The 14,508-nt window shown below is 66.1% G+C and carries 14 protein-coding genes; 4 read left to right on the top strand and 10 right to left on the bottom strand.

The window, feature by feature from the left end; all coding sequences use genetic code 11:
* Window positions 1–495, bottom strand: a complete 495-nt coding sequence (locus tag JL11_RS02175) for a three component ABC system middle component (RefSeq protein WP_035307862.1) — start codon at window positions 493–495, stop codon at window positions 1–3.
* Complete coding sequence (locus JL11_RS02180) at window positions 485–1,666, bottom strand: ABC-three component system protein (RefSeq protein WP_035307863.1); 1,182 nt, start codon at window positions 1,664–1,666, stop codon at window positions 485–487. The genes JL11_RS02175 and JL11_RS02180 overlap by 11 nt, the downstream gene beginning before the upstream one ends.
* Before the next feature lie 185 nt (window positions 1,667–1,851).
* Here JL11_RS02180 and JL11_RS02185 point away from each other — a divergent pair, with 185 nt between their 5' ends.
* The 3 genes from JL11_RS02185 (at window position 1,852) to JL11_RS02195 (ending at window position 6,775) form a co-directional block, all read left to right on the top strand.
* On the top strand, window positions 1,852–2,481 hold the full coding sequence (locus JL11_RS02185) for a hypothetical protein (protein WP_035307865.1): 630 nt from the start codon (window positions 1,852–1,854) through the stop codon (window positions 2,479–2,481).
* 68 nt (window positions 2,482–2,549) lie between these two features.
* On the top strand, window positions 2,550–5,786 hold the full coding sequence (locus JL11_RS02190; RefSeq protein WP_054764215.1) for an error-prone DNA polymerase: 3,237 nt from the start codon (window positions 2,550–2,552) through the stop codon (window positions 5,784–5,786).
* Between the two features lie 83 nt (window positions 5,787–5,869).
* Window positions 5,870–6,775 (top strand): hypothetical protein, encoded by a 906-nt coding sequence (locus JL11_RS02195; protein ID WP_052005029.1) that lies wholly within the window; start codon window positions 5,870–5,872, stop codon window positions 6,773–6,775.
* An 18-nt stretch (window positions 6,776–6,793) separates the two neighbouring features.
* Here JL11_RS02195 and JL11_RS02200 read toward each other — a convergent pair whose 3' ends face one another.
* The 6 genes from JL11_RS02200 to JL11_RS02230 all read right to left on the bottom strand — a co-directional run bounded on the left by JL11_RS02200 (window position 6,794) and on the right by JL11_RS02230 (window position 11,608).
* A complete protein-coding gene (locus tag JL11_RS02200) occupies window positions 6,794–7,015 on the bottom strand; it encodes a hypothetical protein (protein WP_035308709.1) in 222 nt (73 codons plus the stop codon).
* 98 nt (window positions 7,016–7,113) lie between these two features.
* Window positions 7,114–7,500: a hypothetical protein gene (locus tag JL11_RS02205; RefSeq protein WP_054764216.1), complete on the bottom strand. Its 387-nt coding sequence runs from the start codon at window positions 7,498–7,500 to the stop codon at window positions 7,114–7,116.
* 701 nt (window positions 7,501–8,201) lie between these two features.
* The gene (locus tag JL11_RS02215; protein WP_035308713.1) at window positions 8,202–9,437 is read right to left on the bottom strand and encodes a tyrosine-type recombinase/integrase; all 1,236 of its coding nucleotides are present in this window, start codon (window positions 9,435–9,437) and stop codon (window positions 8,202–8,204) included.
* 175 nt (window positions 9,438–9,612) lie between these two features.
* The gene (locus tag JL11_RS02220; RefSeq protein ID WP_054764217.1) at window positions 9,613–10,173 is read right to left on the bottom strand and encodes an HNH endonuclease; all 561 of its coding nucleotides are present in this window, start codon (window positions 10,171–10,173) and stop codon (window positions 9,613–9,615) included.
* A 131-nt stretch (window positions 10,174–10,304) separates the two neighbouring features.
* Window positions 10,305–10,955: a trimeric intracellular cation channel family protein gene (locus tag JL11_RS02225; protein ID WP_054764218.1), complete on the bottom strand. Its 651-nt coding sequence runs from the start codon at window positions 10,953–10,955 to the stop codon at window positions 10,305–10,307.
* Window positions 10,952–11,608 carry a DNA-3-methyladenine glycosylase family protein gene (locus JL11_RS02230; protein WP_054764219.1) on the bottom strand — a complete coding sequence of 219 codons (657 nt, stop codon included), beginning with the start codon at window positions 11,606–11,608 and terminating at the stop codon, window positions 10,952–10,954. Before JL11_RS02230 ends, JL11_RS02225 begins: the two co-directional genes overlap by 4 nt.
* A gap of 214 nt (window positions 11,609–11,822) precedes the next feature.
* Between JL11_RS02230 and gluQRS the strand changes: the two genes are divergently transcribed.
* A complete protein-coding gene (gluQRS, locus tag JL11_RS02235; protein WP_054766763.1) occupies window positions 11,823–12,683 on the top strand; it encodes a tRNA glutamyl-Q(34) synthetase GluQRS in 861 nt (286 codons plus the stop codon).
* On the opposite strand, the gene JL11_RS02240 is transcribed toward gluQRS, so the two are convergent.
* Both JL11_RS02240 and JL11_RS02245 read right to left on the bottom strand, forming a co-directional pair.
* Entirely contained in the window at window positions 12,667–13,488 is an 822-nt protein-coding gene (locus JL11_RS02240; protein WP_054764220.1) for a TIGR02186 family protein, read from the bottom strand. The genes gluQRS and JL11_RS02240 overlap by 17 nt on opposite strands.
* Window positions 13,488–14,411: a sulfite exporter TauE/SafE family protein gene (locus JL11_RS02245; RefSeq protein ID WP_054764221.1), complete on the bottom strand. Its 924-nt coding sequence runs from the start codon at window positions 14,409–14,411 to the stop codon at window positions 13,488–13,490. Before JL11_RS02245 ends, JL11_RS02240 begins: the two co-directional genes overlap by 1 nt.
* Window positions 14,412–14,508 lie beyond the last annotated feature (97 nt).

A 14,508-nucleotide genomic window follows, 5' to 3' on the forward strand; every position in this document is an offset into this window, starting at 1 on the left:
TCAGAACTCGATGTTCAGCTGTCGCTGGGCGGCTTCAAAGCCGTCCATGGCGAACCAGGTCCCGAGCCGCTTGGCGGCGCTCAGGACGTGAGAGACCGGGGGGTCGAGATCCCGGATAGCTTGCGGAAGATCGGCGCCGCTCATCGCCCTGAAGCGAGGAAAGCCTTCTCCGCCTTCGCGGATCAGAAGGCCCGAGGCGACACCCACCTGCAGCGCCTTGAGCGCGGTGTCGGCATGCGCCTCCACACGGCGTTGCAGGCCGGCGAGCAAGTCGGGCCGCTCCACGACGGCTTTGAGGAACCCGCTGTCGAAATTCATGCCGTGGACCTTGTCCACCGTCGCGCGGTGAAGAAGCAGGGCGGCGCTGACCACAAAGATGGGCAGGATCGGCGGCGCGCCATGGGCTTTGCCGGCGTGGCGCTGGGCGACATGCCAGAAGGCGCTGGCCATCAGAGCCGGGTTTCTGGCCAGCAGTTCCTCGTGATCAATCTTCACCGGAGGGCTCCGGGGAATAGTTAGGGTCCCACCAGACCTGATTCTCGTCTGCCAGGCGGTGGTAGTGGCCGGACGTCATGTAGAGCTCGCCGCAGGGCTGACCATCCAGCGGTTCCTGGTGATCATAAGTGGCGTCGGCGAGCACGGCTTGTCCGATCTCCGTCGGCGGCTTGGGCTTCATCTCCCGGGTTCGGCGCCGCATCAAATTCTGCCATCGGGTGCGCAGGCGGTCACCCCGATCGCGCCATTCCCCGTCGGCGACCTCGCCCTCGATGACGAGCCGGTGCTTTTCGGCATTGAACTTCAGGAAATGATCGACGGCGTCGACAACATCCTCATCCTGGGCTTCGATCCGGCCGAGGTGCTCGACAAACGTCCGCGACAAGGCGCCGGCACGATCGGCGTCGGACACCCGTACATCCGAGGCCGCCCTCGGAAGAAGGCGGCTCCGCGCCTGGCGAGCCTGGAGGGCATCCTTCTGGAGTAGAATCGCGGCACGCGACACCATTCCGGGACGCCCGGCATTCCATTCCTCACGCACCAGCCGCGTCAGCCATCCGAGCAGGCCGTCCAGAATGTCCTCCGCATTCGCCCTGGGGCTCAAACCGAGGCCGTTCGCCATGGCGGCGCGATCCTCTGCCGGGTCGCCGGCCTCGACGATCTCGATGCGTCCGATCAGGTCGAGCAGTTCGTCGTCGGAGCGTTGTAGCACCCGGTCGATCAAGGCCTGCGCCTGTGTGACCTTGGTCGTTTTCTTGGACGGCGCCGTGCCTTCGGCTCGCAGGGCGACCAACACCTGCGCCGCGCTCGCCTCGCCAAGCTTGCGCTTCTTCAAGAGGGTGGAAATGGCCGTCTCCACAGGCCGATTGACGAAGAAGAGATATCGCTCGCAGGCGATCGCCTCAGGCGTCTCCTGCTGGAGCAACCAGATTTCCAGCGTGCGCCAGATCGCCTTGCTGCGGTCAGAGAGCAATCGGGCGCTGGGCGTCGCCGTGCTCTTGTCCTGTTCCTGAACGACGGCCTTACCATCCTTGAGGACGACCACGTCGTCCAGATGTTCCACGGCGATCACGGCCCCCACACCGGCATGGGCCAGATGGTGAAGCGCCCTTTCGAGTTGAAGGATGTAGCCGGCCGCCTGCGGCGCCGCCGTGTTGTTTATCGCCGCCAACCCCGACCCTAACTTCAACGGCGTTCCGCTTCGCCGGACAGCGGTTAGTTGTACGGATTCCTGCAAGAACGCCAATAGCTGGCTGGAACGAAGACTTTTTAATCCCGGCAGCCTCGACAGTTGGGATAGCGTCGGTCTGCGTTGCACGTCTAGATTATCGATCGGGCCGGAAGGGAGCGAGGGACGTGGAGCATTACACCAGCCGGGTGCGCGACAGCATCCTGCCCCTGTCCATCGCCAAAACCCTGCCTGCGGCGTTCCGCGAATGGCGGTTCACCGAGCGGACCGAGGACCACGGCGCGCCGGTCGAGACCTGTCGCCTCTGCGGTCAGGAAGGGCTCCGCTACCACTTCGAGATCGGCAACGAGCGGACCGACGAGACCCTTTGGGTCGGGTCACACTGCATTCTGAAGTTCGACGTCGCCATCGTCCAGGAAGGACGCCGACTGACGCCACAGGAGGCCAAGCGGCGACTGACCGAACTGACCAATGAGATGCAGCTCAAGGCCTGCATCGCCGCGCTGGAGAAGCTGGCTGCTGCGGAGAACAACGCGATCCTTGAAGGCGCGTTGGAATACTACAAGCGGCACGGGACATTGACGCCGAAATACGCAAACGTGGTCTTCTGGCGTCTGAAGACCAATGGGATCGACCACCAGCCCAGCTTCTTCAAGGTCGAGCTCAAACGTCAGCAGCACATCGACGATTTACAGTCGATGCCCACTGGACGCGTGCACAGGTTCTGGGCAGCGCTTAGTCCTGCCCAGCGAAAGAAGGCCATCGCCCTCGGTCACACGCCACCGCCCCCTGAATAAGAAAGTGATCTCGCTTTCCTGGCGTCGAAGAATGTGAACATAACGGGAACAAACCTCCCGTTGGGCCCATGTCGTACGTCGAACTCCAATGCGCGTCCCACTTCTCGTTCCTGAGAGGGGCGAGTTCTTGCGAGGAGCTGTTTGCCCAGGCGGCCGCCTGTGGGCTCGACGCGCTGGCGGTGACGGACCGGAACAGTCTGGCGGGCATCGTCCGGGCGCACGAGGCAGCGCGGGCGACCGGGGTTCGGCTGATCGTGGGCTGCCGTCTCGTGCTGGAGGATGGGGCGGAGATTCTCGTCTATCCCCGGGACCGGGCGGGCTACGCCCGGCTCTGTCGCCTGCTGACGGTGGGCAAGCGGCGGGCGGGCAAGGGCGGATGCCGGCTCGGGTGGGACGACCTGGAGACTTGGGGCGAAGGATGGATCGCCGTGCTGGTCCCCGACGGCCTGACGGCGGCGCGTCGGAACCTGGTGCATCTGGTCGAAGTCTTCGGCGACGACGCCCATCTGGCCCTGACCCTGCATCGGCGGCCGCGCGACCAGATGAGACTGCATCAGCTCTGCGAAGCCGCGAGGGCCGCGGCGGTGCGGACGGTGGTGACCAACGACGTTCTGTTCCACCATCCCGACCGCAGGATCCTGCAGGATGTCGTCACCTGTATCCGGGAAGGCTGCACCATCGACGACGTGGGCTTTCGCCGGAGCCGGACGGCCGACCGGCACCTGAAGCCGGTGGGCGAGATGCACCGACTGTTCGCGCGCTATCCGGAGGCCCTAGCGCGCACGGTCGAGATCGCCGATCTCTGCCGCTTCAGCCTGGACGAGCTGGCCTACCAGTATCCGCGCGAGGCGGCGGCGGGACAGACCCCGCAGGAGGCGCTGGAGGCCCTGACCTGGGCGGGGGCGGCGGACCGGTATCCGGAAGGCTTGCCTGACAAGGTGCGGGCGGCGCTGAAACACGAGCTCGGACTGATCGAGACCCTGGGCTATGCGCCCTACTTCCTGACCGTTCACTCCATCGTCCGCTTCGCCCGCAGCCGGGACATCCTGTGTCAGGGGCGAGGGTCGGCCGCCAACTCGGCGGTCTGCTTCGTGCTGGGCGTCACCTCCATCGATCCGGGGCGCAACGACCTCCTGTTCGAACGCTTCGTCAGTCAGGAGCGCAAGGAGCCGCCGGACATCGACGTCGACTTCGAGCACGAGCGCCGCGAGGAGGTGATCCAGTGGATCTATGACACCTATGGGCGGGACCGGTCCGCCCTGTGCGCCACCGTCATCCGCTACCGCTCGCGCGGCGCCCTGCGCGATGTCGGCAAGGCGCTGGGCCTGACCGAAGACCTGATCAAGACCCTCTCGTCCCAGGTCTGGAGCTATTCGTCGGAGGGGGTCGAGGATCGGCACGCCGAGGAGCTGAACCTCAATCTGGAGGACCGGCGTCTGAGGTTGGCGCTGGACCTGTCACGACAGCTGATCGGGTTTCCGCGCCACCTGTCCCAGCATCCCGGCGGGTTCGTCCTGACCGACGACCGGCTGGACGATCTCGTGCCCATCGAGCCGGCGGCGATGAAGGATCGTCAGGTGATCGAATGGGACAAGGACGACATCGACGCCTTGAAGTTCATGAAGGTCGATGTCCTGGCGCTGGGCATGCTCAGCTGCATGCGGCGCGGTCTCGACCTGTTGCGCGATCACAAGGGCATGGATCTGGACCTGGCCTCCATCCCGGCCGAGGATCCCAAGACCTACGCCATGATCCGCAAGGCCGACACGCTCGGGGTCTTCCAGATCGAAAGCCGCGCGCAGATGGCCATGCTGCCGCGCATCAAGCCGCGCACCTTCTATGACCTGGTGATCGAGGTCGCCATCGTGCGACCGGGCCCCATTCAGGGCGACATGGTCCATCCTTACCTGCGGCGCCGCGAGGGGAAGGAGCCGGTCGTCTTTCCCAAGCCGGAACTGGAGGAGGTTCTGGGCAAGACGCTCGGCGTGCCCCTGTTCCAGGAGCAGGCGATGCGGGTGGCGATCGAATGCGCCGGATTCACCGCGTCGGAAGCCGATCAGCTGCGCCGCGCCATGGCGACCTTCAAATTCACCGGCGGGGTCAGCCACTTCAAGGACAAGCTGGTCGGAGGGATGGTCGAGCGGGGCTATACGGCCGAGTTCGCGGAGAAGACCTTCAGCCAGCTGGAAGGCTTCGGATCCTACGGCTTCCCGGAAAGCCATGCGGCGTCGTTCGCCCTGATCGCCTACGCCTCCTCCTGGCTCAAGTGCTGGCATCCCGATGTCTTCTGCGCCGCCCTGCTCAACGCCCAGCCGATGGGGTTCTACGCGCCGGCCCAGATCGTGCGGGACGCCCGCGAGCACGGGGTCGAGGTGCGGCCGGTCTGCGTCAATGCCAGTCGCTGGGACTGCACCCTGGAGCCCACGGAGCGGGAGGACCGGTTCGCGGTGCGGCTGGGACTGCGCATGGTGCGGGGCCTGGCCAACGGGGACGCGGCCCGGCTGGTGACGAACCGCGGGGATCGGCCCTTCGCCGGCATCGACGATCTGTGGCGACGGGCCATGACGCCCGTCGGGGCCCTGACGCGACTGGCCGAGGCCGACGCCTTTCTGGAGGGGCTCCGCCTGTCCCGCCGCGACGCCCTGTGGTCGATCAAGGCGCTCCGCGACGATCCCCTGCCGCTGTTCGCGGCGGCCTCGGCGGAGGCCGGCGAACTCGTGCCGGAGGTGGATGAGCCTGATGCTGCCCTGCCGGCCATGCCCGCCGGTCAGGAGGTGGTGGAGGACTACACCCATGTGGGCGTGACGCTGCGGGACCACCCGCTGGCCTTCCTGCGCGACGAACTCCAGGTCCGGCATGTGATGACCTGCGCCGACGGGACGGCCATGCGCGACCGCCGCCTGACCCGGGTCGCCGGCCTCGTTCTGGTCCGTCAGAAGCCGGGATCGGCCAAGGGGGTGATGTTCATCACCATCGAGGACGAGACCGGTGTGGCCAATCTAGTGATCTGGCCGAGCCTCTACGAGCAGCAGCGGCGGGTGGTGCTGGGCGCCAGCCTGCTGGTGGTCGACGGCAGGGTGCAGCGCGAAGGCGAGGTGGTGCACATCGTCGCCGAGCGGCTGCACGACGGCTCGGACCTCTTGGCGTCGCTGGGCCGGAGGGGCGAGTTCCGGTTGCCGCATGGGCGGGGCGACGAGGTCTATCGGGGCAGTAAGCCGGACGCCCGGACACCCAAGGCCCGGGACATCTACATTCCGGACCTGTCGCTCGAGGGCATTCGAGTCAGGACGCGGGACTTTCGGTAGGCATGAGATCGCACCACTTTCCCAGCCGCCTACGGCATCCTAAAGCTCCGCATTAAGGACGAGACCAACCCCGGGGCTATTTGATGGACAAGATGGAGTGGGCAGTCGAGAGCCTGGAGTATCTTCGTAAAGCCCGCATCGCGATCGACGATGAGTTTCGCGGCGCCATGCAAGATGCGAAGGGCTACCCAGGGTCCTGGAAGGATCCATGGCATGGCACATCGCGCGATATCATTTCCAATCTCTACCACTACTCCGAGGAGTTTGTGGCGGACGTCCGGATCCCAAATGAGATGTTCGCCTCACCTGAGCGATTTGAGCAGGGGCTCGTAGCGTACCGGGCTTTCGTGCAGGCAATGGTCGACGACCTCGACGAGGAGCAGGCCGCCTACGAACTCAAGCACAAGATCGTCGGCGCACCACACATCGTCGACGTCGCCCGCCGGCAGGTTTTCCACGTTCTCGGAGCCATTGATTACACCTTGGCACGCAAACCCTCGCCACCCGCTGCCACAGTCAGTTCCGAAACCGCGGATCTGGACCTGATCGTCACACTTGCCCGCCGTTTCCACGAGAGTGTCCTTGCTTTGAAGACCCACCCGCACGGTGGAGCGGTTTATGCCATCAAGGACGAGTGGGACTGCCAATACCTGTTCCGCTCGATCCTCGCCGCCTACTTCCCGGATGTGCGTGAAGAGGAATGGAGCCCATCCGTCGCCGGCAGCGCGTCGAGGTGCGAGTTCTTTCTCAAACCGCTGCGGGCGATGGTGGAACTCAAATACGTCCGCAAGTCCGACACGACCAAGATCAAGAAAGAACTCGCCAACGACTTTGTCGATTACGGCGGTAACAGCGAAGTCGACCGGCTCATCTGCCTCGTTTACGATCCCGACAACCACCTGAAAAACCCTGCAGGCTTCCAGTCCGATCTGTCTAAACCACGGACCGGCCTGATTGACGTGAAGGTCATCGTCTCTCCACCGCGATGAGGGGTGATGCCGCAGGCGTCAGTGCATTTCGGACCGATGCATGGGCGGTGGCGGCTCGGTCATATCCAGGCTGTCGATCATGATGTCGATTTCCGCCTGCACAACATCGAGGTCACGCCCTTCGAACATCTGTTCGGCGGCCTCACGCCAAGCCGCTCGGAGCAACTCTCGGGCATCGTCGGGTAACATATCCTCGAGATAGTGGAGGCCGCGCTCCGCGAGCAGGCGCTGGGCGACCACGCCGGCGCGCGTCGCAATATCTCCTGCGGGGGCCGCGTCGCCGGCCGCACCTCGCTTCAGTGACTTTGTGCGCCTTGGCATGACGAAGGATGTCCCGGCTAGGCGTGTCCGCGCACAGCCGCGTCGGCCAGCACGCGCGCGCGGAAAGACTCGAGATCGAATCCGACTGTGTGATCATCGATCGCCAGAAGCGGCTCAACTGCCGCGGCAGCCACTACGTCGGCATGTATGTAGTCAGCGCCTTCGGCGTCCCCCGGAAGCGTCCAGGCTCGCAGACCACGATCATCATGCAACCGCGCGAGCGCCTCCAGCCGAAGCTGAATGGCAAAGGCATTAAGCGCTGCCTCATCCGCTTCGTCACGCTCCTCGAGTAGTCTGAACAGGCGGAAGGCGCGACCTTCGAACGAACCACGTTGATCCGCAGGCAGTTCGCCGATGGCTTCCAACGACGCCGCAAAAAGCTCGGGCGATACCTCGGCGCTCATGGCTCGATCCGTGAAGCTAGACATGCAGTTCCCCTGAACGGCTGTGGTTCACCAGTATGGGCGTAAAAGCCCGCTCGACTATGTCCGCACTCGAGGGCAACGCCAAGGCCACCTTCATTCACCACCGCTTGATGTCTTGCTTCTCCGCGGGATCCAAGAAAAACCGAAGTTCATAAGCGACCCATCTCACAAGGCTGTGATCGATTTCCTTACTCAGAACCAGATCGGAACAGGCCGAAACAGATCGAACAGGTCACCTATTCATTCCGTCCATCAGTTCTCTACGTCCGCCGGTTGCGGTTTATTTCCGTCGATGCTTGCTTGGTTGCAGTTCTGGTTCAGACGGAAAGGAGCGCCACATGGCCGGTCTACATCTTCACGGAACTGAGGAAATGCTGCTGACCCGCAAGGAAGCGTCCACCGAGCTTCTACGTATGGGCATCCGCCGGTCACCGTCGACACTGGCGAAGGTGTTCTGCACCCGGTCTGACGGACCGCCCTGCACCCACCTCGGGCGGACCCCCTACTACCCCAAGAGCCTGCTGCACGAGTGGGCGCGCAGCCAGCTCTCGGGCCTCCGGTCTTCGTCGAGCCAGCCTCGCCAGGCCGGACATTGGGGCGAGGCCGCTCACGAGGGCGCCTAGCTCCCCAGTCCATCGCGACAACTTCGGCCGCCCGGCGACCCGCCGGGCGGCCGTCTTTCAATGGGCCGTCTGTCCGTCTTCAACCGACCAGCCCGCGAGAGAGGCGGCGACGCTCTCGCTGATCCTGTCGGCGGCGGCACGGACCGGGTCGTCCGCCAGGTGGGCGTATCGACTTGTGGTGCTGACGTGACTGTGGCCGAGCAGCTTGCCGATGAGCTGAAGCCCTTCGCCGCCGGCCAGCCCGGCGCTCGCGAAGCTGTGCCGAAGGTCATGGATCCGCAGGTCTTCCATCCCGGCGCGTTTGCGGATGCCGACCCAGGCCCAGTCGAGATTGGCGATCGGACGCTTGGGATCCTTCCGATCCGGGAACACGTAGATGCTCCCGTTCGAGAGCAGGCCCTCGATCAGCTTCAGCGCCGCGCTCCCGAGACGGATCACCTTCGCCCCGGTCTTGGAATCCTCCAGCCGGAGCATCCCCATGGTGCGGTCGATCTCCGACCACTTGAGCCTGGCGATCTCGTTCTTGCGGGCGCCGGTCAGCGCCAGCAGGCGGATGATGTTGATGTGGCGCGGATCGCCCCCATGCTTCTCGAGCTCCGCCAGGACATCGCCGAGCCGGGCCAGTTCGGCCGGGGAAAGGAAGCGGTCCCGACGGTTGTCCTTGTAGCGTTTCACCCCTCGCGTGGGGTTGGTCTTCACGAACTCCCGCTCAACGGCGAACGTGAAGATACCGCCCAGCAGTCCGACCGTGCGCGAGGCCGCATGAATACCGCCGCGAGTGTGCGGCGTCGCCTCTCCACGAATGCGTCCCGACCCGACATCGACCATCAGCCGCTCGATGTCCGCTCGGCCGATATCGGTGACCTTCATCTTGCCCAGGCGGGGTTTGATGTGGCGGGCGATGCGGATGCGATCGATCCGAAGGGTCGTCGCTTTCTTCATCGTCACGCCCTCCTTCATGTAGAGGTCGCAGAGCTCCGACATGGTCAGTTCTTCGCGTCGTTCGACTTTGGTCCCCTGAGGGTCACCACCTGACGCGACTTCGGCCAGTACAGCGGCCGCTCGTTCGCGGGCTTCCTCGGCGGTCACGACGCCATGGCGAGCGATGTGAAGGAGGCGGTCAGCGCCGCCGATCGTCCTGTATCGAACGACGTAGGTTTTGGTATCGCTGACGGCGACGCGCACCCCGAAACCCTTGAGCTGCGTGTCCCAGAGGGTGAAGCGCACCCCTTCAGACGTCAGGGCGTCGACCAGGCGTTTGGTGATCTTTCCGGACCTCGGGTTCTGAACCATTCGATCTCTCCTCGGGCCCACGAGGGGTCCCGTTTCTGGTCCCGGTTTTGGTCACCACATGGTCACCAGCCGGGAGGATTTCGGAGGATAATCGAGAAATCAGCGGTAAAAGAACGAACCCTGAACCTGCCCACCACAAGGGTGTTTGAGCCATTTCGAGCAACTGAAAAGAACCCTAAGGTTCGAGCTCTATGTCCCAGTAGAGGTAATCGAGCCAGCTCTGGTGCAGATAATGGGGCGGGAAACGCCGTCCCGCCTCCTGAAGCTGCCAGGCGTTGGGGCGGTAGGGTTCGCGCCGGATCGGCATCAAGGCCTGGCGCGGCGTCCGCCCGCCCTTGGTCAGATTGCAGGGACCGCAGGCGGCGACGATGTTCTCCCAGGTCGTGCGTCCGCCCTGGGACCGAGGGATCACATGGTCGAACGTCAGTTCGGTGGAGGCGCCGCAATACTGACAGGCGAAGCCGTCGCGCAGGAAGACGTTGAACCGGGTGAAGGCCGGGCTGCGATCCTGATCCACATAGGTCTTGAGCGCGATGACGCTGGGCAGTTGCATCTCCATCGACGGAGAGCGCACCACCTTCTCGTACAGGGACACCACGTCCACCCGATCCTGATAGACCGCCTTGACCGCCTCCTCCCACGGCCAGAGCGACAGGGGATAGTAAGACAGGGGCCGAAAATCCGCGTTCAGCACCAGGGCCGGAAAGCCCGACGGCGGTCGATGGAGAACCTGCATCAGGCCCTCCCGCTCACAGCGGAGGATATGGAGGCGACAGGATTGAAGACGGATCTCCTTCCCTAGTCAGAGGTCGATAGCCTAACGCCGATTCGAAGACGTCGCCATGACGAACCGACGACGAAACCGGGTCAATTTCGCGCCGGGAACCCCGGCAGGGTCCATCCCCAGCGCAGGGCGCCCGCGCGCAGCATGAAGCCGGCGATCGCTGCGACGATGGCGGCGGGCCAGATCGGCGTCTCGGGCATCCTCAGGACGATGTAGAGGGTCGCGGCCAGGATGGCGGCGGTGACGTTGATCTCGCGCCGCAGCAGGATCGACGGCTGGCCGGCCAGGGTGTCGCGCACCACCCCGCCGAAACAGGCGGTCAAGGTGCCCATGACGATGCAGATCAGCGGATGGGCCCCGGCCGCCTCGGCCTTGGCAGCCCCCATCACCCCATAGGCGCCCAGGCCGACGGCGTCGAGCCACAGAAGGGCGCGGAACCGCCAGTCCCTCTGGCCGATCAGCCACAGCACCACCGCCGCCGACAGGCAGACGGCCATATAGCGCCAGTCCTGGACCCAGAAGACCGGCAGGCCCAGCAGCAGGTCGCGCAGGGTCCCGCCCCCGACGCCGGTGATGGCGGCGAAGAAGGCGAAGGTGACGACGTCGTGCTTTTCCCGCGCCGCCGCCAGGGCGCCCGTGGCGGCGAAGACCGCCACCCCGGCGAAGTCCAGGGCCGCCAGCATGGTCTGGGGGTTGCGCAGCGGCTCGGTCAGGGCGGGGTCCAGCGGGGTCATGGCGTGTGATCCTCCAGCGCGATCTCGCCGCGCCGCACCCCGCCATACCATCCCCACAGCAGATGCGCCGCCACCCCGCGGTGCGGCCGCCAGATTTCGGCGCGCGCATAGGCCTGTTTCTCGTTCGGCCGGACCTCGGCCCGGTCGGCCCAGCGCATGGCCTCCTGCAAGGCCACGTCCCCGCCCGGAAACACGTTCAGCCGCCCCTCGCAGAACATCAGATAGGTCTCGGCCGTCCATTTGCCGACGCCCCGGATGGCCGTCAGGGCGGCGATCGCCGCCTCGTCCGACAGGGTCTGCATATGATCCAGGTCGATCCGGCCTTCGACCTGGGCCAAGGCGATCTCTCGCCCGTAGCGGGCCTTCTGCCCCGACAGGCCGAAGGCGCGCAGCGCCTCGACGTCGTGGGCCAGCACCGCCTCCGGCGTCACGGCCCCGCCCAGCCCCTCGACCGTGCGCCCCCAGATGGAGGCGGCGGCGGCGACCGAGACCTGCTGTTCCACGATCATGCGGAACAGACCCTCATAGCCGCCAGGCCGCAGCCGCCATTCGAAGGCGGGCGTCTGGGCATGGGCCCGCGCCAGGGCGGGATCGGCCTTGGCCAGAGCGTCTCGAGCGGCGGCGATATCCTGGACTGTCGGGGCGACGGGCATCGCCCACGCTTAGAGCATGATCGTTTCCGGCGGAACCGCGAGGCGGTTCCGGCAGAAGCGTGAATCATGCTCTCGCTCTAATCCGGAGCCTGATTCACCGTTTCAGCGGAACCGCGAAGCGGTTCCTCCTCAACGGATCAGGCTCCGGGACCGATGTGGGCTCTCGAAAAGGGCGGGGCGCCGTTCGGGTCCGGAAACCGCTAGGATCATGGAGATGTCCGCCACCCGTTTCGCCCCCTCCCCCACCGGCCGCCTGCACAAGGGCCACGCCTTTTCCGCCCTGACCGCCTGGACGGCGGCTCGGAGGGCCGGGGGGCGGTTCGTCCTGCGGATCGAGGACATCGACCCGACCCGCTGCCGCCCGGAGTTCGAGGTCGGGATTCTGGAGGACCTGGCCTGGCTGGGGCTGGATTGGGAGACGCCGGTGCGGCGCCAGTCGGCGCATCTGGACGATTACGCCGCCGTTCTGGACCATCTGCGGCGTCAGGGGCTTCTGTACCGCTGTTTCCGAACGCGCAAGGACATCCTGGACGGCCTGGGGGATGCGCCCCACGGGGCGATGGAGGCGGTGCGCCCTGGCCCCCATCCGGAGGAGGAGGAGGCGAGGTTTATGGACGAGGGCCGGCCCTTCGCCTGGCGGCTGTCGCTGGATCGGGCGCGCCAGGCCCTGGGGGAGGCGATCTGGACGAGCCTGACATTCGTCGAGGAAGGGACGGGACCGGGCGGCGAGACCGGCGTGATCCCGGTGCGGCCCGAGGCGGGGGGCGATGTGGTTCTGGCCCGCAAGGACGCGGGCGTCGCCTATCATCTGGCGGTCGCCCATGACGACGCCCTGCAAGGGATCGACCATGTGATCCGAGGCCAGGACCTGTTCGAGGCCACCCATGTGCAGCGGTTGATCCAGACCCTGATGGGCTGGCCCGCCCCCGTCTATCGCCACCACCCCCTGCTGACCGGGCCGGACGGGCGGCGCTACGCCAAGCGGGACCGGTCCGTGACCCTGGCGGAACTGCGCGCCGGCGGCCTGACGGCCGAGACCCTGCGGGCCGAACTGGGCTTCAGTTCCGGCGACTGAAGACGCGCGAGGCGCCGTAGCCCGTCAGGGCCGCCAGCAGGACGCAGACCAGGCCGTAAAGCCAAGGCCGACGATGGGCGAACTCATAGATGTCTCGCTCCAGACCCACCTTCTCCACCGTCAGGGTCAGGTTCGAAACCGACTGGGGCTCCCCGTCCTGGAACAGCCAGACCTCGGCGTAATATTTGCCGGTCGGGGCGACGGTGGGCAGTTTCACCTCGGCCCGGAACAGGCCACGGTCCACGAACTCGACCCCCTTGGGATCGGTGTCGTAAAGGGCCGCCGCCTCCTTCAGCCGGATCACCGCGCGCCGCCAGTCCAGATAGTCGTCGCCCAGACGGCTGACCACCACGTCGCGCACGCCGTAGCGGGTGACGGTGCGGCTCTCCTCCGGCGCGTCGATCCTCAGGTGATCGACCCCCACCCCCAGCCGCCGCAGCTGGCCGAACTCAGCGATTTCGGACAGGGGCCGGGTCGAGGCGGTCATGTAGAAGCCGGGCGCCCCCTCGAACAGTACCGGGCGGCTGTTCAGCCAGACGCCCATGTTGCGCGTCTTCTTGACCAGACGCACGGGCGCGTCCGGTCCGCGCACCACCACCACCACATCGGCGGGTTCCGGCGTCGGATTGAAGACGGCGCCGAACAGCACGATCGAGGCGCCGCGGAAGCTGGAATCGACCCGCACCCGCGCGTCGGTCAGGGCGGCTGCGACGCGCAGCTCCCCGGTCGTGGCCTCGGACCGGTCGGGCGCCGGAAGCGTGAGAGGGGCCTCGATCGGGGGCGGAGGGGGTGGAAGCGCCTGCATCAGTCGGCGACCCCGGGCGCGATCAGGAAGATGTCGCTGGGCCGGACGAACAGCTCCAGCCCCATCTGGATCCCCACCAGAAGAACGATCAGCCCCAGGGCGGCGCGCAGTTCCTCCGCCCGGAACCGACCGGCGAACCGGGCGCCGATCTGGGCCCCGACGACCCCGCCCAGAAGCAGGATGGTGGACAGGACGATGTCGACCGTCTGGTTGCGTCCGGCCTGAAGGATAGTGGTGATGGCGGTGGTGATGATGATCTGGAACAGGCTGGTGCCGACCACGGCGCCGGCCCGCATCCGCAGGACGTAGAGCATGGCGGGCACCAGGATGAAGCCGCCCCCCACCCCCATGATGGCCGACAGCACCCCTGCGAAAACGCCCAGGCCGAACGGCGGCAGGGCGCTGATGTAGAGGCCCGACTTGGGGAATTTCATCTTCAGCGGCAGGCCGTACAGCCACAGGGGCCGGCGGCGCTCCTTGCGCGGCGCGGGCAGACCCCGTCGGCGACGCAGGATCTCGGTCAGGCTCTCGTTCAGCATCAGCCCGCCGATGACGCCCAGGAAGACCAGATAGGACAGGGCCACCACCAGGTCCGCCTGGCCCAGCAGCCGCAGATAACGGAACAGCTCGACCCCGGCCAAGGCGCCGACGGCGCCGCCGCCCGCCATCACCAACCCCATGCGGAAATCGACCGCCCCCTGGCCGGCGTAGCGGATCACGCCCGAGGTCGAGGAGGCCACGACGTGGCTGGCCTGGCTGGCGACCGCCACGGTCGGGGGAATGCCGAGGAAGACCAGGATCGGGGCCATCAGGAAGCCGCCGCCGATGCCGAACAGGCCCGAGACGAAGCCGACCACCGCCCCCAGGATCACCAGGGTCGGCCAGTTCACCGAAACCTCGGCGATCGGCAGATAGATATCCAAAGGACGCGCCTTCGGCTGGAGCGAAACGGAAAGCGCCGAACGGCGACAGCTGGTCTTTAGCGACGGGGACGGCGCGCCGCCACCCTGGTCTGGGGCT

Source organism: Brevundimonas sp. DS20 (assembly GCF_001310255.1).
GTDB lineage: Bacteria > Pseudomonadota > Alphaproteobacteria > Caulobacterales > Caulobacteraceae > Brevundimonas > Brevundimonas aurantiaca.

What these genes read in the sequence shown, in the direction of transcription:
- gluQRS (WP_054766763.1), top strand. Translation starts at nt 11,823, where the DNA reads ATGTCCGCCACCCGTTTCGCCCCCTCCCCCACCGGCCGCCTGCACAAG.
- JL11_RS02205 (WP_054764216.1), bottom strand. Translation starts at nt 7,500, where the DNA reads ATGAGCGCCGAGGTATCGCCCGAGCTTTTTGCGGCGTCGTTGGAAGCC.
- JL11_RS02195 (WP_052005029.1), top strand. Translation starts at nt 5,870, where the DNA reads ATGGACAAGATGGAGTGGGCAGTCGAGAGCCTGGAGTATCTTCGTAAA.
- JL11_RS02240 (WP_054764220.1), bottom strand. Translation starts at nt 13,488, where the DNA reads ATGCAGGCGCTTCCACCCCCTCCGCCCCCGATCGAGGCCCCTCTCACG.
- JL11_RS02215 (WP_035308713.1), bottom strand. Translation starts at nt 9,437, where the DNA reads ATGGTTCAGAACCCGAGGTCCGGAAAGATCACCAAACGCCTGGTCGAC.
- JL11_RS02190 (WP_054764215.1), top strand. Translation starts at nt 2,550, where the DNA reads ATGTCGTACGTCGAACTCCAATGCGCGTCCCACTTCTCGTTCCTGAGA.
- JL11_RS02225 (WP_054764218.1), bottom strand. Translation starts at nt 10,955, where the DNA reads ATGACCCCGCTGGACCCCGCCCTGACCGAGCCGCTGCGCAACCCCCAG.
- JL11_RS02230 (WP_054764219.1), bottom strand. Translation starts at nt 11,608, where the DNA reads ATGCCCGTCGCCCCGACAGTCCAGGATATCGCCGCCGCTCGAGACGCT.
- JL11_RS02220 (WP_054764217.1), bottom strand. Translation starts at nt 10,173, where the DNA reads ATGCAGGTTCTCCATCGACCGCCGTCGGGCTTTCCGGCCCTGGTGCTG.